Genomic DNA, 19,970 nt, shown 5'->3' on the forward strand with positions numbered 1-19,970 from the left:
GATTGACAAGGGCAGCCCTTTCGGCATGCCCGACGCCCGATGCCGTATGTCGGTATGCGGGCATGTCGTTTCCCCGATTCCGCATCCCCTCGCGAGGCATGAAGCAGTGAAGACCACGATGATGTTCCGCAACATAGCCAACCCGCGGCGCACGACCCTGGCGCACCTCAAGGACGCCGACGAGCTCGCCCCCGCGGCCCCCGAGGCACCGGAGCACACCGTCGAACTGCCCACCCAGACGGCCAACCCCCGCCGCACCGTCCTGATGGACGCCCCGGAGGGAACGGAGAAGCCGGAAAAGGTCGTCGCCGCCGTCTGACCCGACCGGCCCGGCGGCACCGGCGGTATACCGCAGCGGATCGGCCGCTTCCCCGCGATAGCCTGGAGTGTCAACTCCGGCCAGTGATCAATTGAGGGGCAGCGGCAACCCGTGCGCATCGCCAGATTCTCCATCGACGGCAACGTCGGCTTCGGTGTCGTCGAAGGCGACGAACTCGACGTCATCAAGGGGCATCCCTTCGCGGAATTCGAGCGCTCGGGCCAGAAGGTCCCCCTCGACAAGGTCCGTCTGCTGCCGCCGGTGCTGCCCAACAAGGTCGTGGCGATCGGCCGCAACTACGCCGCGCACGCCGCCGAGCTGGGCAACACCGTCCCCGACGTCCCGGTCACCTTCTTCAAGCCCTCCACCTCCGTGGTCGGCCCCGGCGACCCCATCGCGTACCCCTCCTTCTCGCAGGAGCTGCACCACGAAGCGGAGCTCGCCGTGGTCATCGGCCGGATGTGCCGTGAGGTGCCGCGCGACCGCGTCAAGGACGTCATCCTCGGCTACACCTGCGCCAACGACGTCACCGCGCGCGACGTCCAGCAGCGCGAGTCGCAGTGGGCGCGGGCCAAGGGCTTCGACAGCTCCTGCCCGCTGGGCCCCTGGGTCGAGACCGAGCTGGATCCCCGCGACCTCACCATCCAGTGCACGGTCAACGGCGAACAGCGCCAGCTGGGCCGCACCAGCGAGATGGTCCGCACCGTCGAGGACCTCATCGTCCACATCACCGAGGCGATGACGCTGCTCCCCGGCGACGTCGTCCTCACGGGCACCCCGGCCGGGGTCGGCCCGCTCAACGTCGGCGACGAGGTCGCCGTCACCATCGAAGGCATCGGCACTCTCACCAACAAGGTGATCAAGCGTGGCTAACGCGACCCCCGGCACCCCCGTCCGCGTACGTTTCTGTCCCTCCCCGACCGGCAACCCCCACGTGGGCCTGGTCCGCACCGCCCTGTTCAACTGGGCGTTCGCCCGGCACCACCAGGGCACCCTGGTCTTCCGCATCGAGGACACCGACGCGGCCCGCGACTCCGAGGAGTCCTACCAGCAGCTGCTGGACTCCATGCGGTGGCTGGGCTTCGACTGGGACGAGGGGCCCGAGGTGGGCGGCCCGCACGCCCCCTACCGCCAGTCGCAGCGGATGGACCTCTACAAGGACGTCGCCGACAAGCTCCTCGCCGCCGGCCACGCCTACCACTGCTACTGCACCACCGAGGAACTGGACGAGCGCCGCGACGCCGCCCGCAAGGCCGGCAAGCCCTCCGGTTACGACGGCAAGTGCCGCACGCTGACCGCCGAGCAGAAGGCCGCCTACGAGGCCGAGGACCGCGTCTCGATCGTCCGCTTCCGGATGCCCGACGAGCCGATCACCTTCACCGACCTGGTGCGCGGCGAGCTGACCTTCACCCCGGAGAACGTCCCGGACTTCGGCATCGTCCGGGCCAACGGCGCGCCCCTCTACACCCTCGTCAACCCGGTCGACGACGCCCTGATGGAGATCACCCACGTCCTGCGCGGCGAGGACCTGCTCTCCTCCACCCCCCGCCAGATCGCCCTCTACAAGGCGCTGATCGAACTGGGCGTGGCGAAGGACATCCCGGCCTTCGGGCACCTCCCGTACGTCATGGGCGAGGGCAACAAGAAGCTCTCCAAGCGCGACCCGCAGGCGTCCCTCAACCTCTACCGCGACCGCGGCTTCCTGCCCGAGGGCCTGCTCAACTACCTTGCGCTGCTCGGCTGGTCCTTCTCCGCCGACCAGGACATCTTCTCCATCGCCGAACTCATCGAGAAGTTCGACATCGCGGACGTCAACGCCAACCCGGCCCGCTTCGACCTCAAGAAGGCCGAGGCGATCAACGCCGACCACATCCGGCAGCTGGACGTGAAGTCCTTCATCGCGGCCTGTGAGCCCTGGCTGAAGGCCCCGCACGCCAACTGGGCCCCCGAGGACTTCGACGAGGCCGCCTGGCAGGCGATCGCCCCGTACGCCCAGACCCGCCTGACCGTCCTCTCCGACATCACCGCCAACGTCGACTTCCTGTTCCTCAAGGAGCCGGTCGAGGACGAGGCGTCCTGGACGAAGGCGATGAAGGGCGACCCGGCGGCCCTGCTGGCGACGGCCCGTGGCAAGCTCCTCGGCGCCGACTGGAACAGCCCCGAGTCCCTCAAGGAGGCCGTCCTGGCCGCCGGCGAGGAGCACGGCCTCAAGCTCGGCAAGGCCCAGGCCCCGGTCCGCGTCGCGGCCACCGGCCGCACTGTCGGCCTGCCGCTCTTCGAGTCCCTGCAGATCCTCGGCCAGGAGCGCACCATCGCCCGCATCGACGCCGCACTGGCGAAACTGGCGGGCTGACCTCGCACGGGTACACCGGGTCCGGAAGCCACCTCGGCTTCCGGACCCTTCGTGTATGGACGACCGTCAGCGGTCGCTCATCCGCGATCCCCGCTAGGTCACCGTCTACTCCGAGCCCGATGGGGACCGGTACAAGAAGGTCGTGGCCGCCCCGTTCGGCGAGCGGGTGACCCTCCCCGGCCCGGTCGGCATCGACCTCGGCACCGAGCCCCTCAAGGCCTGGGTGCGCTGAGCACCTGAACCCCGGCCGCACCTGGGCTACGGTCGCTCCCATGCCGCTCCGCGCCGTCCTCTGGGACATCGACGACACGCTCTTCGACTACGCCCACGCCGATCACGTCGGTATGCGGAAGCACCTCCTGGCCGAGGGCCTGGTGAGCGGATTCGCCTCCGTCGACCAGGCCCTTCGCCGTTGGAAGGAGCTGACGGAGATCCACTGGCGGCGGTTCGAGGCGGGCGGCATCGCCTTCGAGGAGCAGCGCCGGGACCGCGTCCGCGACTTTGTGGCGGCGGCCCTGAGCGACGCCGAGGCCGACGACTGGTTCGGCCGCTATCTCACCCACTTCGAGGCGGCCTGGGCCCTCTTTCCGGACGTCCTCCCCGTCCTGGACGCCCTCGCCACCAGCCACCGCCACGGGGTGCTCTCCAACTCCTCCCTGCGCAACCAGGACCGCAAGCTCCGCGTCCTCGGCGTACGCGACCGCTTCGAGGCGGTCCTGTGCGCCGAAGAGCTGGGGCACGCCAAACCGGCCGCCGAGGCGTTCCACGCCGCCTGCGCCGCGCTGGACCTGCCGCCCGCCGACGTCGCCTATGTCGGTGACCGGCTCGACATCGATGCCCTCGGCGCCCGGGACGCGGGTCTGACGGCCGTATGGCTGGACCGTAAGGACACCGGCGACGACCTGCCGCCCGATGTGCGCCGGATCGCGGGCCTGGCCGAGCTGCCGGCGCTGTTGCGCGGAGTTATCGGTTTTGGAGCCCCGTCCACGATCAGGTAATGTTCTTCCTGCGCCGCCCGAGAGGGCCGAAAGGCCCGGCCGGGAAGCGCAGATCAAATCAAGCCCCCCACGGGGGGTTGCGCTTTGATGGCCTATGGTGTAATTGGCAGCACGACTGATTCTGGTTCAGTTAGTCTAGGTTCGAGTCCTGGTAGGCCAGCTCGCAGAGCTCATCTGCAACGCCCCCGTTGTGTAGCGGCCTAGCACGCCGCCCTCTCAAGGCGGTAGCGCCGGTTCGAATCCGGTCGGGGGTACAGATCCTTCCCAGGGAAACAGTCCGGGTCGCACCCGCTGCTTCTCATGCAGGATCGCTAGGGCCCCCGTTGTGTAGCGGCCTAGCACGCCGCCCTCTCAAGGCGGTAGCGCCGGTTCGAATCCGGTCGGGGGTACTGGTCTATACCACCATGGGCTATGGTGTAATTGGCAGCACGAGTGATTCTGGTTCATTTAGTCTAGGTTCGAGTCCTGGTAGCCCAGCGCAGCATGTCCTCGCGACAGGCTCAACTGCAGCCGAGAATCTCAACTGCAGCAAGACTTGCCCCCGTTGTGTAGCGGCCTAGCACGCCGCCCTCTCAAGGCGGTAGCGCCGGTTCGAATCCGGTCGGGGGTACAGAGAAGAAGGCCCCCCGCCTCGTGCGGGGGGCCTTCTCGCGTTCAACTCCCGGTGCCGAAGCGCCGGTTGGACTCCTCCGCCTCCGCCAGGCGGCGCAGGCTCAGCAGCACCGGCTCGTAGAGCACCGTCAAGGCCACGGCAGCCTCCACCTGTTCCTCCGGCGTCCTGAACTCCTCGACCAGGTCCAGGTCGACGACGGCCAGCTGCTCCGCCTGGCGGGCGTACGGCAGCAGATGCGCGGTGTCGCAGGCGTAGCCGAGCCGGTCCAGCGCTGCGATGGCGGCGACGAGCATGCCGAAGGGGCGGGAGATGTCGGTGACTTCGCGGCTGAAGCGCCAGTCGAGGAGATCCAGCAGCTCGGTGGCGGTGCGCCGGGCGGCGGCGGTCGCGGGATCCGCCTCGTCCGCCTCCGGGCCGTGGGGGAGTGCCTGGACGGCCGTGCCCAGGCGGTGGTGGTGGTTGAGCGAGTCGTCCTCGATGGCGGCCAGCACGTCGCGGGCGGTGGTCACGGGAATCCGGCCGACCTGGATCAGCGCCCGTACCAGCCGCAGCCGGCGCAGATGCTCCTCGCCGTACTCGGACTGGGTGGCGGTGATCCGGCGGCCCGGCGGCAGCAGTCGCTCGCGCAGGTAGTACTTGATCGTCGGGGTGGAGACCCCGCTGCGTTCGCTCAGCTCCGCCAGTCGCACCGCGCCTGCGCCCTTCCTCGTCGGTTTCCCGCTCCGGTTTCCCGCTCCGGTTTCCCGTTCCGGATTCCGCTTGCACCCCATGTTGGAGAGTGGCACTATCTAAGCATGGATGGTGAGGCTATCCAATGTGGCTGTGGTCAAGGGGGTTGTTGTCATGAGCGCCAAGCCGGTGCAGGGACGGATGACGGCGGACGGCGACGGGGAGGTGGTGGTGTTCCTGATCGGGATGCGGGTCAACAGCTGGCGGGCGGTGCGCAGTTGGCTGCCGGTGTTCCGGGCGATGCCGCCGATGATCAAGGAGCTGGCACGGGACCGGGAACGGGGAATGCTCGGCTACCGGGGCCTGCCGGGACTGCGGACCTTTGGGATCCTCCAGTACTGGGAGTCCAAGGAGAAGCTGCTCGCCTACGCCAGTGACCAGAACGGCGAGCACCGGCCGGCGTGGGCCGCCTTCAACCGGCGGGTGCGGGAGGGGCGCGGCAAGGTCGGCATCTGGCACGAGACCTACGTGGTCCCGGCGGGCTCGTACGAGAGCATCTACGCCAACATGCCGCCGTCCGGGCTGGGCGCGGTCCGGGGGGTGGTGCCGGTCGGCCGCCGGGGCGAGCGGGCGGCGGACCGGCTGGCGGCCTGAGCCGCGGGGGGCACACGGCGGCGCCCGGCCCGTACGGAGACACCTCCGTACGGGCCGGGCGCCGTCCGTCGTCGGGCGGTTACGTCGCGTTCACACAGGGTGCCACCGCACCAACCGACAACGGCTCCTGCCCCGGCCCGCCCCTTCTCGGGGTTCTAGCCGTTGCGCCGCGTTCGTGCAGGGCGCCACAGCAACCGACAACGGCTCCTGCCCCGGCCGGCCCCTTCTCGGGGTACTAGCCGTTGCGCCGCAGGCCCTCGGAGAGGCGGGCGGCCGCGTCGATGACCGCCTGGGCGTGCATCCGGCCCGGGTGGCGGGTCAGCCGCTCGATGGGGCCGGAGACGGACACGGCGGCCACCACGCGGTTGGAGGGGCCGCGTACGGGCGCGGAGACGGACGCCACGCCCGGCTCCCGCTCGCCGATCGACTGGGCCCAGCCACGGCGCCGTACGCCGGACAGGGCGGTGGCCGTGAAGCGTGCGCCCTGGAGGCCGCGGTGCAGCCGCTCCGGCTCCTCCCAGGCCATCAGGATCTGAGCGGCCGAGCCCGCCTTCATGGGGAGCGTGGAGCCGACCGGGACGGTGTCCCGCAGTCCGGACAGCCGTTCCGCCGCCGCCACGCAGATCCGCATGTCGCCCTGCCGGCGATAGAGCTGGGCGCTCTCGCCCGTCACATCGCGCAGGTGGGTGAGCACCGGTCCGGCCGTGGCCAGGAGGCGGTCCTCGCCGGCCGCCGCGGCCAGCTCGGACAGCCGGGGGCCCAGGATGAACCGGCCCTGCATGTCCCTCGCCACCATCCGGTGGTGTTCCAGTGCCACGGCCAGCCGGTGTGCCGTGGGTCGTGCGAGCCCTGTCGCCGCGACCAGCCCGGCGAGGGTGGCCGGACCGGACTCCAGGGCGCTCAAAACCAGTGCTGCCTTGTCGAGAACGCCGACGCCGCTAGAGTTGTCCATGCAACGATACTCACGTCTCACACTGTGAAACGCAAGTTCAATTTTCCAGCGAAGTCGTCACTCTGTAGTTGTGGCCCTCGACCAGGGCCCGGCGTAGGGCCCGGCACGGGGATCGCGGGCATATCGCGCACTGTCGAGTTAGGCCGGCACAGCGGCCGGCCGGAGGGAAAGCGATGGGACGGACACTGGCGGAGAAGGTCTGGGACGACCATGTCGTCCGGCGCGCCGAAGGCGAGCCCGACCTGCTCTTCATCGATCTGCACCTGCTGCACGAGGTGACCAGCCCGCAGGCCTTCGACGGCCTGCGCAAGGCCGGCCGCCAGGTGCGCCGGACGGATCTCACCATCGCCACCGAGGACCACAACACCCCCACCCTCGACATCGACAAGCCGATCGCCGACCCGGTCTCGCGCACCCAGCTGGAGACGCTGCGCAAGAACTGCGCGGAGTTCGGCGTCCGGCTGCACCCGCTCGGCGACGTCGAGCAGGGCGTCGTCCACGTTGTGGGACCGCAGTTGGGACTGACCCAGCCCGGCACCACCGTGGTCTGCGGTGACAGCCACACCTCCACCCACGGCGCCTTCGGCGCGCTGGCGTTCGGCATCGGCACCAGCCAGGTCGAGCACGTCCTGGCCACCCAGACGCTGCCGCTGGCCCCCTTCAAGACCATGGCCATCACCGTCGAGGGTGAGCTGCCCGACGGGGTGACCGCCAAGGACCTGATCCTGGCGATCATCGCCAAGATCGGCACCGGCGGCGGCCAGGGCTACGTCCTGGAATACCGCGGCTCCGCCATCGAGAAACTGTCGATGGAAGCCCGGATGACCATCTGCAACATGTCGATCGAGGCGGGCGCGCGGGCCGGCATGATCGCCCCCGACCAGACCACCTTCGACTACCTCCAGGGACGCGACCACGCGCCCAAGGGCGAGGACTGGGACGCCGCCGTCGCGTACTGGAAGACCCTGCGCACCGACGACGACGCGGTCTTCGACGCCGAGGTCGTCATCGACGCCGCCACGCTGGCGCCGTTCGTTACCTGGGGCACCAACCCCGGCCAGGGCGCACCGCTTTCGGCCCGCGTCCCCGACCCGGCTTCGTACGAGGACGCCTCGGAGCGCCTCGCCGCCGAAAAGGCCCTGGAATACATGGGGTTGACGGCGGGACAGCCGCTGCGCGAGATCAACGTGGATACCGTCTTCGTAGGTTCGTGCACCAACGGCCGTATCGAGGACCTGCGCTCCGCGGCCTCGATCCTGGAAGGCCGCAAGGTCGCCGACGGCGTACGGATGCTGGTCGTTCCCGGCTCGGTCCGGGTCTCCCTGGAGGCCGTCGCCGAGGGCCTGGACAAGGTCTTCACGGCCGCCGGGGCCGAATGGCGGCATGCCGGTTGCTCGATGTGCCTGGGCATGAACCCCGATCAGTTGGCGCCCGGTGAGCGCTCCGCGTCCACCTCCAACCGCAACTTCGAAGGCCGACAGGGCAAGGGCGGCCGTACGCACCTGGTCTCGCCGCAGGTCGCCGCCGCAACGGCGGTTCTCGGCCATCTGGCCTCACCGGCCGACCTGTCCGACACCGACGTCGCCACGCCCGCGGGAGTCTGAGAACCATGGAAGCTTTCACCACGCACACCGGCCGGGCCGTCCCGCTGCGCCGCAGCAACGTCGACACCGACCAGATCATCCCCGCGCACTGGCTGAAGAAGGTCACCCGCGACGGTTTTGAGGACGGGCTGTTCGAGGCCTGGCGCAAGGACCCGGAGTTCGTCCTCAACCAGGAGGCGTACAAGGGCGCCACGGTGCTCGTCGCCGGCCCCGACTTCGGCACCGGCTCCTCGCGCGAGCACGCCGTGTGGGCGCTGCAGAACTACGGCTTCAAGGCCGTCATCTCCTCGCGGTTCGCGGACATCTTCCGCGGTAACTCCCTCAAGAACGGCCTGCTGACGGTGGTGCTGCCGCAGGAGACGGTGGACCGGCTGCAGCAGCTCGTGGAGGCCGACCCGACCGCCGAGGTGACCGTCGACCTGGTCGACCGGCAGGTCAGGGCGGAGGCCCCTGGACAATCCAAGCTGACCGCCGACTTCGAGCTGGACGAAAACGCCCGTTGGCGTCTGCTGGAGGGTCTGGACGACATCAGCCTCACCCTTCGGGAGGAGTCCTCGATCGTGGATTACGAGGCGAACAGGCCGTCGTTCAAACCGCGTACGATCGAGGTCTGACCTCGGGTTTTATGGCTCAAAGCCATATTGCGTACGATGCGCCCCCTGTGCAGTTGGCAGGGGGCGCATCCGCTTGTCGGGGCGGCTGTTGAGGCCCCGTGAAGCGACAACTCGCCGCAGATGGCACAATTAGCGCATGGAACGCGACGGCCAACTCGAGCTCTACGGTTACGTCGCCGACCGGCTCAAGGTCGCACACGCAAGAGTGCGGACACTGCAAGTCCCGGAGGGCGTACGGATGGCGCTGACCCGGAAGCTGCTCGTCATCACGGCCGCGGCTAAACACGATCTTGCGGACGCGGCAAGGCGTCTGGAGTGGTTCATGGAAGACCTCGACGAAGGTCGTTATCCCGAAGATGTGCACACCGACGGAAGTCCGTGAAGGTCGAGTCCGTTGCGGCACAAGGGTGATTAGCCCGTTTCGTGTTTGATTTGCGGTATATATCTGCCTAACGTGCGAAAAAGCTTGGAAACTTTCGTTCCAGCAATGTCTCCGAAGGGGAAGACGTGAACAAGGCGCAGCTCGTAGAAGCCATTGCCGACAAGCTCGGCGGCCGTCAGAACGCAGCGGACGCGGTTGACGCGGTACTGGACGCAATCGTCCGTGCAGTTGTCACCGGCGACCGCGTTTCGGTCACCGGATTCGGCTCGTTCGAGAAGGTCGACCGCCCGGCCCGCTACGCCCGTAACCCGCAGACGGGTGAACGCGTGCGGGTCAAGAAGACCTCGGTGCCGCGTTTCCGTGCGGGCCAGGGCTTCAAGGACCTGGTCAGCGGCTCGAAGAAGCTCCCGAAGGGCGGCGAGGTCGCCGTCAAGAAGGCTCCCAAGGGCAGCCTTACGGGTGCGGCTGCTCCGACGGTCAAGAAGGCCGCCGCGAAGAAGGCCGCCGCCAAGAAGGCCGCCGCCAAGAAGACGACGGCGAAGAAGGCCGCGGCGAAGAAGGCTCCCGCCAAGAAGGTCACCGCGAAGAAGGTGACGGCGAAGAAGACCACCGCCAAGAAGGCCACCGCGAAGAAGGCGGCACCGGCGAAGAAGACCACCGCCAAGAAGGCCACGGCGAAGAAGGCCCCCGCGAAGAAGGCGACGGCGAAGAAGGCCCCCGCCAAGAAGACCACCGCCCGCAAGACGACCGCGAAGAAGGCCACCGCCCGCAAGCGGTAATTCAGCAGCGGCGACGCCAGGCGTCGGGCCGGTCTCCCTTCGGGGAGCCCGGCCCGCGGTGTGTTCGGGGGCCGTCTAGGCTCTCTCCCATGCAGGCCACCGCGTACACCTACGACTCCGAGACCCGCACCGGCAGCGTGCTGCTGGACGACGGGACCCCGCTGCCCTTCGATGCGGCGGCCTTCGACGCGGGCGGCCTGCGGCTGCTGCGCCCCGGCCAGCGCGTACGCATCGAGGTCGAGCAGGAACCGGGCGAGGGCGACGCCCGCCGGATCGTCCTCATCACGCTCCAGACGCTCTGAATGGCGGCGCGAGCGCGGCGAATGGCGGCGTGGGCGCGCTGAATGGCGGCATCGATGCGTTGATGCGTTGAACGGCGGCGTGGACGTGCTGAACAGCGTCGTGGACGCGCCGAATACGGCTGCGGGCCCGGGGTTCCGGCTGCGGGCGGGCTGAATCCCGCCTGGGACCGGGGAATCTCCGCTCCGGACGGGCTGAATCCCGCCCCAGACCAGGAAATCCCCGCTCAGGACGGGCCGAATCCGCACCAGACGAGGGAATCCCCGCTCCAGGCGCGCCGAATCCGGCTCCGGGCGCCCTGAATCGCGCTCCGGATGGGCCGAATCCCGCTCGGGACGTGCTGATTCCGTTCCGCGTCGCTGTATGCCGCTCCGGACGTGCCGAATCCGGCTCCGGGCGCCTGAATCCCGCTGCGCACGCTGCCGAATCCCGCTGCGGGCGCTGCCGAATCCGGCTGCGGGCGCGGCCGAATCCGACTCGGGACGTGCCGAGTCGCGCTCCGCATCGCTGTATCCCGCTCCGCGCCGCGGAATCCGGCTCCCGGCGCGTTGGCGCGTTGGCGCGTTGAGCGGCCGTCACGGGAATACCTTCCAGCGCCCCCGCGTTGTGGACCCGCAGGGGGCCCTCGCGTCCCCTAGGGGATCTGTTCGACCATCCCCTAAGGGTCCGCCGGCCGCCACTACGGCGCCCCCGCCGGAGCCGTCGCCCCGTCCGCGAGCAGTGGGGCCTGTCGCGCCGTATACGGGCCCACGCCCAGCTTCAGCGCCGCCCGCAGATCCTCGACGGTATCCACGTCCCGGCGTACCGACGGCACATCCGGCGCAAGGATCTCGCGCGCACCGGAAGCGAGGTGACGGGCCCGCGACGGCCCCCCGAATGCCGGTGCCAATTCCACGCCGGAAGTCGCCGTCAGAAGTGTTGTCCCGATTTCCGCCGCATCCGCGAGAAATGCGCGCGGAAATTCCGCGGCGGAATGGAGCACCCGACCGAGCTCGGCCGGACGCAGCGCGGGAAGGTCGGCGTTCAGCGCGGCGACCGCGGCATCCGGGCGGCGCGCCCGTACCGCGCTCGCTCCATGCGTCAGCGCGGCGTTGAGTCCGCGGGCCGGTGTGTCGGGCACGATGCGCGCGCCCAGTGCCGCGAGTCGCTCCCCGGCCACCGGATCGTCCGTGACAACCGCCACATCGCCCACGTATTCGCAGGCCAGGGCCGCGGCGACGGTGTCCAGGGCAAAGGCCAGCGCCAGTTTGGGCCGGACTTCCTCGCCGGTGGCCCGGGAGAGCCTGCTCTTGGCCCGCACCAGCGGTTTCAGCGGCACCACCAGGCTCCAGGCCGCCTCCGCGCCGCCGTCCGCTCCGTCTCTTCGCATCGGGCCCATTCTCACCCGCTGCCGCCGACGTTCGGGAGCCGCGGGGTTACGGTGTTCTCGACATAGCGGGTACCTGGGGCGACAATCGTGCGGCTGCCGGCTCGCAGCAGCTCAGCTCCCACAAGGAGGGTGTCCCAGTGTCCCGCCGCAGAATCGGCTTCTGGTACCGCTTGGCCGCGGTCATCTGCAAACCGCCGCTCCTGGTTCTGTTCAAGCGGGACTGGCGCGGAATGGAGCACATTCCGGCCGACGGCGGATTTATCACCGCGGTCAACCACAACTCGTATCTCGATCCGCTCTCCTATGCGCACTATCAGTACAACACCGGGCGGGTCCCGCGATTCCTCGCCAAGGCCGGACTCTTCCGGAGCGGATTTGTCGGCCTGATGATGCGCGGTACCGGACAGATCCCCGTCTACCGCGAAACCACCGACGCCGCCACCGCGTTCCGGGCCGCCGTCGCCGCGATCGACCGCGGCGAATGCGTCGCCTTCTACCCCGAGGGCACCCTGACCCGCGACCCCGAGATGTGGCCCATGCAGGGCAAGACCGGTGCGGCGCGGGTGGCTTTGCTGACCATGGCCCCGGTCATTCCCGTCGCCCAGTGGGGCGCCAATGACGCGATGCCGCCGTACGCCAAGGAGAAGAAGCTCCGGCTCTTCCCGCGCAAGACGCTTCGGGTGAAGGCGGGACCGCCGGTCGACCTGAGCGCGTTCTACGGCAAGGAGCCGACCGCCGAGATCCTGCGCGCCGTCACGGACACCATCATGGCCGCCGTCACCGAGCAGCTGGCCGAGCTCCGCGGCGAGCCCGCACCGGCCGAGCCGTTCGACTACCGCAAGGTCATCGCCCGGGAGCGGCGCGCCGCCCGGGAGGCCGCGAAAGCCGCGGACGCCTCCGCCGAACCGGCGGAAACGGCGGCACCGGCGGAACCGGTGGAAACCGCCGCCCGTACGCAGCAGTCCCGAAGCACCCAGCAGGCACAGGAGGATGAAAGCAAGTGACGCGCTGCGCCGTCTTCGGCACGGGGTCCTGGGGCACCGCATTCGCGATGGTGCTGGCCGACGCGGGATGCGAGGTGACCCTCTGGGCGCGCCGCGCGGCCCTCGCCGACGCCATCAACACCGGCCACACCAACCCGGACTATCTGCCGGGGGTCGAGCTGCCCGCGTCCGTACGGGCCACCACCGACCCGGCGGAAGCGGCGCGCGGCGCGGAGTTCACCGTCCTCGCCGTCCCCTCGCAGACGCTGCGCGGCAACCTCACCGAATGGGCGCCCCTGCTGCCCTCGGACACGGTCCTGGTCTCCCTGATGAAGGGCGTCGAACTGGGCACGGCCAAGCGCATGAGCGAGGTCATCGAGGAGGTCGCCAAGGTTCCCGCCGAGCGCGTCGCGGTGCTGACCGGCCCCAACCTCGCCAAGGAGATCGCCGCCCGGCAGCCCGCCGCGGCCGTCGTCGCCTGCGCGGACGAGGCGGTCGCCCGGCGGCTGCAGACCGCCTGCCACACCCCGTACTTCCGCCCGTACACCAACACCGATGTCGTGGGCTGCGAACTGGGCGGCGCGGTCAAGAACGTCATCGCGCTGGCCGTCGGCATCGCCACCGGCATGGGCCTGGGCGACAACGCCAAGGCGTCCCTGATCACCCGCGGCCTCGCCGAGACCACCCGCCTCGGCCTCGCCATGGGCGCCGACGCGCACACCTTCGCGGGCCTGGCCGGCATGGGCGACCTCGTCGCCACCTGCTCCTCGCCGCTGTCCCGCAACAACACTTTCGGCACCAACCTCGGGCGCGGGATGACGCTGGAGGAGACCATCGCGGTCACCAAGCAGACCGCCGAGGGCGTCAAGTCCTGCGAGTCCGTGCTGGATCTGGCCCGCCGGCACGGCGTCGACATGCCGCTCACCGAGACGGTCGTGGACATCGTCCACGGGGGCAAGCCGCCGATGCTGGCCCTCAAGGACCTGATGTCGCGCACCGCCAAGCCCGAACGGCACTGAGCGCCACCACCGCACTGCGCGATACGCCCACACGGGGCGGAACACCCGCATGGGGCGGCAAAGGGGCGCGGAACAGCGCGCGACCGGCGGTACTCAGTGGTACGGGGCGACAGCGGTCCGTCAGATCGGCCGTCCGCGCCGGCGCGTGGGCGGCGACGCGGCACCGCCAACGACCGCCGCGGCACTGACTACCGGCCGGTCAGCAGGTACCCTCGACGCGATATGAGCAGCGAGACCTCCTCCCACAAGCCCCGCGTCGCCGTCGTGTTCGGCGGCCGCAGCTCCGAGCACGCCATCTCCGTGGTGACCGCCGGAGCCGTGCTGGCCGCCATCGACCGCGACAAGTACGACGTGCTGCCCATCGGCATCACGACCGACGGACGCTGGGCGCTGACCGCCGACGACCCGGCGCGGATGGCCATCGCGGACCGGCGGCTGCCCAATGTGGCCGAGCTGGCCGAAACCACCGAGGGCGGTGTGCTGCTCCCGGTCGACCCGATCAACCGCGAGGTCGTCTACAGCGAGCCGGGTTCGGTGCCCAAGGCGCTGGGCGAGGTCGACGTCGTCTTCCCCGTCCTGCACGGTCCGTACGGCGAGGACGGCACCCTCCAGGGCCTGCTGGAGCTCTCCGGCGTCCCCTACGTCGGCTCGGGTGTCCTGTCCTCCGCCGTCGGCCAGGACAAGGACTACATGAAGCGGGTGTTCGCCTCCTTCGGGCTGCCGGTCGGCCCGTACGAGGTCATCCGCCCGCGCGAGTGGGACAACGACCCCGCCGCCGCCCGCAAGAAGATCGTGGACTTCGCCGCCGAGCACGGCTGGCCGCTGTTCGTGAAGCCCGCGCGGGCCGGCTCGTCCATGGGCATCACCAAGGTCGACGACCTGTCCGGCCTGGACGAGGCCGTCGAGGAGGCCCGGCGCCACGACCCCAAGATCATCGTCGAGTCGCTGCTGAGCGGCCGCGAGATCGAGTGCGGGGTGCTGGAGTTCGAGGACGGCCCGCGGGCCAGCGTGCCGGCCGAGATCCCGCCGGTCACCGCGCACGACTTCTACGACTTCGAGGCGAAGTACATCGACTCGGCCGCCGGGATCGTGCCCGCGCCGCTGACCGCCGAGCAGACCGCCGAGGTCCAGGAGCTGGCCGTCGCGGCCTTCGACGCGGCGTCCTGCGAGGGCCTGGTCCGCGCGGACTTCTTCCTGCAGGACAACGGCGAGTTCGTGATCAACGAGATCAACACGCTGCCCGGCTTCACGCCCATCTCGATGTACCCGCGGATGTGGCAGGAAAGCGGTGTGAGCTACCCGGAGCTGATCGACCGGCTCATCCAGGCGGCGCTGCGCCGCTCGACGGGCCTGCGCTGAGGCGCCGCAGGGGCCCGGACCCGCGCGCAGAGTGCGGGTCCTAGACCCCTGCCGGAATGGTCTTCTTCACGGCGTCCGCGAGGTCGGTGAGCGCATTGACCTCGGGGGCGTACTCCCCGGGAACGGTCACCTCGACGTAGACCTTGCGCAGCACGACCGTGAAGCGATAGCCGTCGTCCTGCTTCTCGAAGAGCCATCTGACGCCGTTGACTTCCGCGCCTTCAGCGTTGGGGTTGTAATGTTCACTCCCGGCCGTCAAAACGTCGGGCTTCGGCACTCCACAGCGCAGTTGCACGGCAGGATCGCCCCATATGGCAGTGAAGTCGGAAACGGGCTCCGCGGTACCCCGCTCGAGCCCGTCGACGGTCCGCGGCAGCTCCTTGTGGAGCGCCCGGCACTGGCGTACGGCCTCGCCCTTGGGGGAGGGCACGGCGACTTCGCCGGAAGAACAGCTCACCGCGGCGAACAGCATGGTGAGCAGGGGCAGGGCCAGGAACCGACGGCGCGAAGAGATCACCCGGCCGAGCATACGGGGGAGCTAGAGATGGACGACCGGGCAGGTGAGCGTGCGCGTGATGCCTTCCACTTGCTGGACCTTCGCCACCACCATGCGGCCCAGCTCGTCGACCGTGTCGGCCTGAGCGCGCACGATGACGTCGTAGGGGCCGGTGACATCCTCGGCGGTCAGTACGCCGTTGATCTTCGCGATCACCTCGGCTACGGCGGAGGCCTTGCCGACCTCGGTCTGGATCAGGATGTACGCCTGTACCACGGAACCTCCAGGGCGGCTACGAGGATCATGTGGGAAGAAGGGACGCCACGGTACCGCGTCACCGCGCGGAGCGGGGAGACCCGCGCGGTGAACTCGGCAAGTGCGGCGCAGTCGTCGGCCACGTACGGACCGTCCGTACACATGGGAAGGGCAACAGCATGAAGGGCACCGTGGGTGAGCTGGGGGAATTCGGGCTGATCAGGGAGCTCACCTCCCGGCTCACCACCACCCCGGCGGTACGGATCGGGCCGGGGGACGACGCCGCGGTGGTCACCGCGCCCGACCGGAGGGTCGTGGCCAGTACGGACATCCTCCTCGAAGGACGGCATTTCCGGCGTGACTGGTCCACCGCGTACGACGTGGGCCGCAAGGCCGCCGCACAGAACCTGGCCGATATCGCCGCGATGGGCGCGGTGCCCACCGCGATCCTGCTCGGGCTGGTCGTCCCGGCGGAACTGCCCGCGACGTGGGCGACCGAGCTGATGGACGGGCTGCGCGACGAGTGCCAGGTGGCCGGCGCCGCCGTCGTCGGCGGCGACGTCGTACGGGGCGACACCATCACCGTCGCCATCACGGCACTCGGCGATCTGCGCAACGCGGAGCCGGTCACCCGGGGCGGCGCCCAGCCAGGCGATGTCGTCGCGGTCACCGGCTGGCTCGGCTGGTCCGCCGCCGGGCACGCCGTGCTCTCCCGCGGCTTCCGCTCCCCGCGCGCCTTCGTGGAGGCGCACCGCCGGCCCGAGCCGCCGTACCACGCGGGCCCGGCGGCCGCCGGACTCGGCGCCACCGCCATGACCGACGTCAGCGACGGACTGGTCGCCGACCTCGGGCATATCGCGGAGGCCAGCAAGGTCCGTATCGACCTGCGCTCCGCGAAGATCGACATCCCCTCGCAGATGTCCGACATCGGCACCGCGGTCGGCGTGGACCCGATGCAGTGGGTGCTCAACGGCGGCGAGGACCACGCGATCGTGGCCACCTTCCCGCCGGACGTGAAGCTGCCGGCCCGGTGGAAGGTCATCGGCGAGGTGCTCAACCCGTCCGCGCTGCCCCAGGTGACGGTGGACGGTGCGCCGTGGGCGAAGGGCGGCTGGGACCACTTCGGGGACAACGGCGAAGCCGAGTAGATTCGGCGGCATGCAGACACCCCCACGCGTGCTGACCGTCGCCGGGTCCGACTCCGGCGGTGGCGCGGGCATCCAGGCCGACCTGAAGACGATGCTGGCGCTCGGCACCCACGGCATGAGCGTCGTCACCGCCGTCACCGCGCAGAACTCGCTGGGAGTGCAGGGCGCGTGGGAGCTGCCCGCCGACGCCGTACGGGCCCAGTTCCGCAGCGTCGTCGACGACATCGGCGTGCAGGCGGTGAAGACCGGGATGCTCTCCTCGCCGGAACTCGTCGAGACCGTCGCGGAACTGCTCGCGGGGCTGCGGGTGCCGGTCGTCGTCGACCCGGTAGGGGTCTCCAAGCACGGTGACGCGCTGCTCGCCGACACCGCCCTGGACGCGGTCCGCACCAAGCTGCTGCCGGCCGCCACTGTCGCCACCCCCAACCTGGACGAGGTCGCCCAGCTGACCGGCATGCGCGTCGTCGAAGAGGCCGGGATGCGCCGGGCCGCCGCCGCGATCCTGGAGTTCGGGCCGCGCTGGGCGCTCATCAAGGGCGGCCACCTGCCGGCCGGTGGCGGCGGCGGGGACGGCGGCGCCGGGGAGGGTGCCGTCGACCTGATCACCGACGGCACCGAGGAGCACTGGCTGCGCGCCCCCCGCCACGACAACCGGCATACGCACGGCACCGGCTGCACCCTCGCCAGCGCCGTCGCCGCGCAGCTCGCCAAGGGGGACACCGTCCCGCAGGCGGTCGCGGCGGCGAAGGACTATGTCACCGGCGCCATCGCGGCCGGCTTCCGGCTGGGCGCGGGCATCGGGCCCGTGGACCACGGCTGGCGCTCTCGTGGCCGGCAGTGAGGGGGACACGGGCGCCGGAGGGACGGATACCGCGGAAACGGCGGAAGCCGGTCCACCACTGGGTGGACCGGCTTCAGAGGCAACCGGCTGGGCTGCGCTACGGCTAAGACGTCAGCGCGAGACCTTGCCGGCCTTGATGCACGAGGTGCAGGCGTTCAGCTTCTTCGGCGTGCGCCCGATCACTGCACGCACCGTCTGGATGTTGGGGTTCCAACGACGGTTGGTACGGCGATGCGAGTGCGAGACACTCTTGCCGAAGCCCGGCCCCTTGCCGCAGACGTCGCAGTTGGCAGCCACGGGTCACTCCAAAGACTTCAGATGCACTTACGGTGAAATCCCGACGAGCCGAGTGCATTGACCGCCGGCGTCGCCAGGAGAGGAATGGCCCGATTTTCATCGGGCAACCGGAGCAGCATACAACGGCCGCTCCCGTAGAACGAAACTATCACGCGCCCTCCGGCCCCCGCCCCGGACTCCCCGCCCGAGCGCGGCTACTGTGCGGGTGCATCCCGTTAACCAGGAGGACGACGTGCCGTACCCGCTCGACGCCGCAGCGGTACGCGCCTGGTGCGGGCTGGCCCTGGAGGCGGTCGGCCGGGAACGCGAGCGGATCGACGCGATCAACGTCTACCCGGTGCCCGACGGCGACACCGGCACCAACCTCTATCTCACCCTCGAATCCGCCACCCGCGCCGTGGAGGCCGCCTTCGACGGGCACGCCTCCACCGGCACCGCACCCGGCCTCGCCGACGCCATGGGCGCCATGGCGCACGGCGCCCTCATCGGGGCCCGCGGCAACTCCGGCACGATCCTCGCGCAGCTGCTCCGCGGGATGACGGAGGTGCTGACGGCCGCGACGGCACCGGGCGGGGCGGCGGGCCCGTCCGCCGGCGAGGCGCTGCGCCTGGCACTGCGCCGGGCCGCGGCAGCGACCTACGAGGCGGTCGCGCACCCGGTGGAGGGCACCGTACTGACCGTGGCGACCGCCGCCGCCGACGCCGCGGAGCGGGCCGGCGGCGACGCCTCCGAGGTGGCGCGGGCCGCCCACGAAGGCGCCCGCCTCGCCCTCCAGGCCACCCCGGGACAGCTGGCCGTCCTGGGCAGGGCCGGTGTGGTGGACGCCGGCGGCTGCGGAGTCGTCGCGCTGCTGGGCGCGCTCGCCGACACCCTGTCCGGGGAGGTCTCGGCGGTCCCCGTCGTCGTACCGGCCGATGCCCCGCTCCCCGGGGCGGCGGGCTGCGAAACGGCGGCCCCCGGGGAGCCGGACGGCTGCCGCGATCCGCATGAGGACGGGCCCGCCTTCGAGGTGATCTACCTCCTGGAGGCCGACGACGATGCCGTGGCACGCCTGCGGACGCGGCTCGACGGCCTCGGCGACTCCCTGGTGGTGGTCGGCGGGGACGGCCTGTGGAACGTCCACGTCCATGTCGACGACGCGGGAGCCGCCGTGGAGGCGGGCATCGAGGCCGGCCGCCCGTACCGGATCGGCATCACCCACTTCGGCGGCACCACGGGCCGTACGAGGGAGCCGGAGATGGCGGCGCGGGCCGTCGTCGCCGTGGTGCCGGGCGACGGGCTCGCCGGACTGTGCGCGGAGGCGGGCGCGACCGTGGTGTCGGTACGTCCCGGGGAGCCGCCCGCCAGCGGCGAACTGGTCCAGGCGATCCGGCAGGCACACGCCCGCGAGGTGATGCTGCTGCCCAACGACCCCGAGCTGCGGCACACCGCCGCCGCCGCCGCGGAGCAGGCCCGCACCGAAGGCGTACGGGTCGCGCTGATCCCCACCCGCTCCGCCGTGCAGGGCATCGCGGCACTGGCCGTGCACGAGCCGGGCCGCAGCTTCGACGAGGACGTGGTGGCGATGACCGCGGCCGCCGGCGCCACCCGCTACGCCGAGCTGGCCGTCGCGGAGCGGCAGTCCTGGACGATGGCCGGGGTCTGCCAGGCCGGGGACGTCCTCGGCCTGATCGACGGCGACGTCGCGGTGATCGGCTCCGACCTGGCCGGCACGGCGATGACGGTGCTCGACCGGATGCTGTCGGCGGGCGGGGAAATGGTCACCCTCGTGCTCGGCGCGGACGCTCCGGAGGCTCTCGCCGAGCGGCTGGAGCGCCATGTGCGCGAGCGGCACCTCGCGGTGGACACGGTCGTCTACGAAGGCGGACCGTACGCGGCACCGCTGCTGATCGGCGTCGAATAGGGCCCGGTGCGCCGAAGCCGAAAAGCGCCCGAGGGGCCGATCCGACGGAAAGACCCGAGTGGC

At 70.5% G+C, this 19,970-nt stretch carries 22 protein-coding genes and 5 tRNA genes; 21 read left to right on the forward strand and 6 right to left on the reverse strand.

The window, feature by feature from the left end; genetic code table 11:
- Positions 1-106 precede the first annotated feature (106 nt).
- From FCH28_RS27095 to FCH28_RS27135, 9 genes are all read left to right on the forward strand, one after another.
- Positions 107-319 (forward strand): hypothetical protein, encoded by a 213-nt coding sequence (locus FCH28_RS27095; protein ID WP_136742768.1) that lies wholly within the window; start codon positions 107-109, stop codon positions 317-319.
- Between the two features lie 111 nt (positions 320-430).
- Positions 431-1,192: a fumarylacetoacetate hydrolase family protein gene (locus FCH28_RS27100; RefSeq protein ID WP_136742769.1), complete on the forward strand. Its 762-nt coding sequence runs from the start codon at positions 431-433 to the stop codon at positions 1,190-1,192.
- Positions 1,185-2,672, forward strand: a complete 1,488-nt coding sequence (gene gltX / locus FCH28_RS27105) for a glutamate--tRNA ligase (RefSeq protein ID WP_136742770.1) — start codon at positions 1,185-1,187, stop codon at positions 2,670-2,672. The genes FCH28_RS27100 and gltX overlap by 8 nt, the downstream gene beginning before the upstream one ends.
- 272 nt (positions 2,673-2,944) lie before the next feature.
- Positions 2,945-3,670: an HAD family hydrolase gene (locus FCH28_RS27110; protein WP_136742771.1), complete on the forward strand. Its 726-nt coding sequence runs from the start codon at positions 2,945-2,947 to the stop codon at positions 3,668-3,670.
- Between the two features lie 88 nt (positions 3,671-3,758).
- Positions 3,759-3,830, forward strand: a tRNA-Gln gene (locus tag FCH28_RS27115).
- A gap of 21 nt (positions 3,831-3,851) precedes the next feature.
- Positions 3,852-3,924: transfer RNA gene (locus FCH28_RS27120), tRNA-Glu, on the forward strand.
- Positions 3,925-3,986: 62 nt separating this feature from the next.
- Positions 3,987-4,059 (forward strand) — tRNA-Glu (locus FCH28_RS27125).
- Between the two features lie 16 nt (positions 4,060-4,075).
- A tRNA-Gln gene (locus FCH28_RS27130) sits at positions 4,076-4,147 on the forward strand.
- 60 nt (positions 4,148-4,207) lie between these two features.
- Positions 4,208-4,280, forward strand: a tRNA-Glu gene (locus tag FCH28_RS27135).
- Between the two features lie 44 nt (positions 4,281-4,324).
- On the opposite strand, the gene FCH28_RS27140 is transcribed toward FCH28_RS27135, so the two are convergent.
- Positions 4,325-4,972, reverse strand: a complete 648-nt coding sequence (locus FCH28_RS27140; protein WP_187363934.1) for a MerR family transcriptional regulator — start codon at positions 4,970-4,972, stop codon at positions 4,325-4,327.
- 154 nt (positions 4,973-5,126) lie between these two features.
- Between FCH28_RS27140 and FCH28_RS27145 the strand changes: the two genes are divergently transcribed.
- Positions 5,127-5,606: a DUF4188 domain-containing protein gene (locus FCH28_RS27145; protein WP_187363935.1), complete on the forward strand. Its 480-nt coding sequence runs from the start codon at positions 5,127-5,129 to the stop codon at positions 5,604-5,606.
- Positions 5,607-5,841: 235 nt separating this feature from the next.
- On the opposite strand, the gene ndgR is transcribed toward FCH28_RS27145, so the two are convergent.
- Positions 5,842-6,558: an IclR family transcriptional regulator NdgR gene (ndgR, locus tag FCH28_RS27150; RefSeq protein WP_030414225.1), complete on the reverse strand. Its 717-nt coding sequence runs from the start codon at positions 6,556-6,558 to the stop codon at positions 5,842-5,844.
- 173 nt (positions 6,559-6,731) lie between these two features.
- Between ndgR and leuC the strand changes: the two genes are divergently transcribed.
- The 5 genes from leuC (at position 6,732) to FCH28_RS27175 (ending at position 10,239) form a co-directional block, all read left to right on the forward strand.
- On the forward strand, positions 6,732-8,162 hold the full coding sequence (gene leuC, locus FCH28_RS27155) for a 3-isopropylmalate dehydratase large subunit (RefSeq protein WP_136742772.1): 1,431 nt from the start codon (positions 6,732-6,734) through the stop codon (positions 8,160-8,162).
- 5 nt (positions 8,163-8,167) lie between these two features.
- Positions 8,168-8,776 carry a 3-isopropylmalate dehydratase small subunit gene (gene leuD, locus FCH28_RS27160; protein ID WP_136742773.1) on the forward strand — a complete coding sequence of 203 codons (609 nt, stop codon included), beginning with the start codon at positions 8,168-8,170 and terminating at the stop codon, positions 8,774-8,776.
- Between the two features lie 136 nt (positions 8,777-8,912).
- On the forward strand, positions 8,913-9,158 hold the full coding sequence (locus FCH28_RS27165; RefSeq protein ID WP_136742774.1) for an SCO5555 family protein: 246 nt from the start codon (positions 8,913-8,915) through the stop codon (positions 9,156-9,158).
- 125 nt (positions 9,159-9,283) lie between these two features.
- On the forward strand, positions 9,284-9,937 hold the full coding sequence (locus FCH28_RS27170) for an HU family DNA-binding protein (protein ID WP_136742775.1): 654 nt from the start codon (positions 9,284-9,286) through the stop codon (positions 9,935-9,937).
- Positions 9,938-10,026: 89 nt separating this feature from the next.
- Entirely contained in the window at positions 10,027-10,239 is a 213-nt protein-coding gene (locus FCH28_RS27175) for a hypothetical protein (protein WP_136742776.1), read from the forward strand.
- A gap of 677 nt (positions 10,240-10,916) precedes the next feature.
- On the opposite strand, the gene cofC is transcribed toward FCH28_RS27175, so the two are convergent.
- The gene (gene cofC / locus FCH28_RS27180) at positions 10,917-11,606 is read right to left on the reverse strand and encodes a 2-phospho-L-lactate guanylyltransferase (RefSeq protein WP_246103248.1); all 690 of its coding nucleotides are present in this window, start codon (positions 11,604-11,606) and stop codon (positions 10,917-10,919) included.
- A 137-nt stretch (positions 11,607-11,743) separates the two neighbouring features.
- Here cofC and FCH28_RS27185 point away from each other — a divergent pair, with 137 nt between their 5' ends.
- The 3 genes from FCH28_RS27185 (at position 11,744) to FCH28_RS27195 (ending at position 14,967) form a co-directional block, all read left to right on the forward strand.
- On the forward strand, positions 11,744-12,610 hold the full coding sequence (locus FCH28_RS27185; RefSeq protein ID WP_136742778.1) for a lysophospholipid acyltransferase family protein: 867 nt from the start codon (positions 11,744-11,746) through the stop codon (positions 12,608-12,610).
- Complete coding sequence (locus FCH28_RS27190; protein ID WP_136742779.1) at positions 12,607-13,608, forward strand: NAD(P)H-dependent glycerol-3-phosphate dehydrogenase; 1,002 nt, start codon at positions 12,607-12,609, stop codon at positions 13,606-13,608. Before FCH28_RS27185 ends, FCH28_RS27190 begins: the two co-directional genes overlap by 4 nt.
- A gap of 222 nt (positions 13,609-13,830) precedes the next feature.
- Entirely contained in the window at positions 13,831-14,967 is a 1,137-nt protein-coding gene (locus tag FCH28_RS27195) for a D-alanine--D-alanine ligase family protein (protein ID WP_136742780.1), read from the forward strand.
- A gap of 40 nt (positions 14,968-15,007) precedes the next feature.
- Here the strand turns inward: FCH28_RS27195 and FCH28_RS27200 are convergent, their stop codons facing one another.
- Complete coding sequence (locus FCH28_RS27200; RefSeq protein WP_136742781.1) at positions 15,008-15,496, reverse strand: DUF3515 domain-containing protein; 489 nt, start codon at positions 15,494-15,496, stop codon at positions 15,008-15,010.
- Between the two features lie 9 nt (positions 15,497-15,505).
- Positions 15,506-15,739, reverse strand: coding sequence for an Lrp/AsnC ligand binding domain-containing protein (locus FCH28_RS27205; protein WP_136742782.1), 234 nt, complete (start codon positions 15,737-15,739; stop codon positions 15,506-15,508).
- Between the two features lie 158 nt (positions 15,740-15,897).
- Here FCH28_RS27205 and FCH28_RS27210 point away from each other — a divergent pair, with 158 nt between their 5' ends.
- Both FCH28_RS27210 and thiD read left to right on the forward strand, forming a co-directional pair.
- Positions 15,898-16,866, forward strand: a complete 969-nt coding sequence (locus FCH28_RS27210; RefSeq protein WP_136742783.1) for a thiamine-phosphate kinase — start codon at positions 15,898-15,900, stop codon at positions 16,864-16,866.
- Positions 16,867-16,876: 10 nt separating this feature from the next.
- Positions 16,877-17,707 (forward strand): bifunctional hydroxymethylpyrimidine kinase/phosphomethylpyrimidine kinase, encoded by an 831-nt coding sequence (gene thiD / locus FCH28_RS27215; protein ID WP_136742784.1) that lies wholly within the window; start codon positions 16,877-16,879, stop codon positions 17,705-17,707.
- A 111-nt stretch (positions 17,708-17,818) separates the two neighbouring features.
- Here thiD and rpmB read toward each other — a convergent pair whose 3' ends face one another.
- Positions 17,819-18,004, reverse strand: coding sequence for a 50S ribosomal protein L28 (rpmB, locus tag FCH28_RS27220; RefSeq protein WP_006602870.1), 186 nt, complete (start codon positions 18,002-18,004; stop codon positions 17,819-17,821).
- A gap of 232 nt (positions 18,005-18,236) precedes the next feature.
- Here rpmB and FCH28_RS27225 point away from each other — a divergent pair, with 232 nt between their 5' ends.
- Positions 18,237-19,907 carry a DAK2 domain-containing protein gene (locus tag FCH28_RS27225; RefSeq protein ID WP_136742785.1) on the forward strand — a complete coding sequence of 557 codons (1,671 nt, stop codon included), beginning with the start codon at positions 18,237-18,239 and terminating at the stop codon, positions 19,905-19,907.
- Positions 19,908-19,970 lie beyond the last annotated feature (63 nt).

The sequence above is a fragment of the Streptomyces piniterrae genome (assembly GCF_005048155.1).
Taxonomy (GTDB): Bacteria; Actinomycetota; Actinomycetes; order Streptomycetales; family Streptomycetaceae; genus Streptomyces; species Streptomyces piniterrae.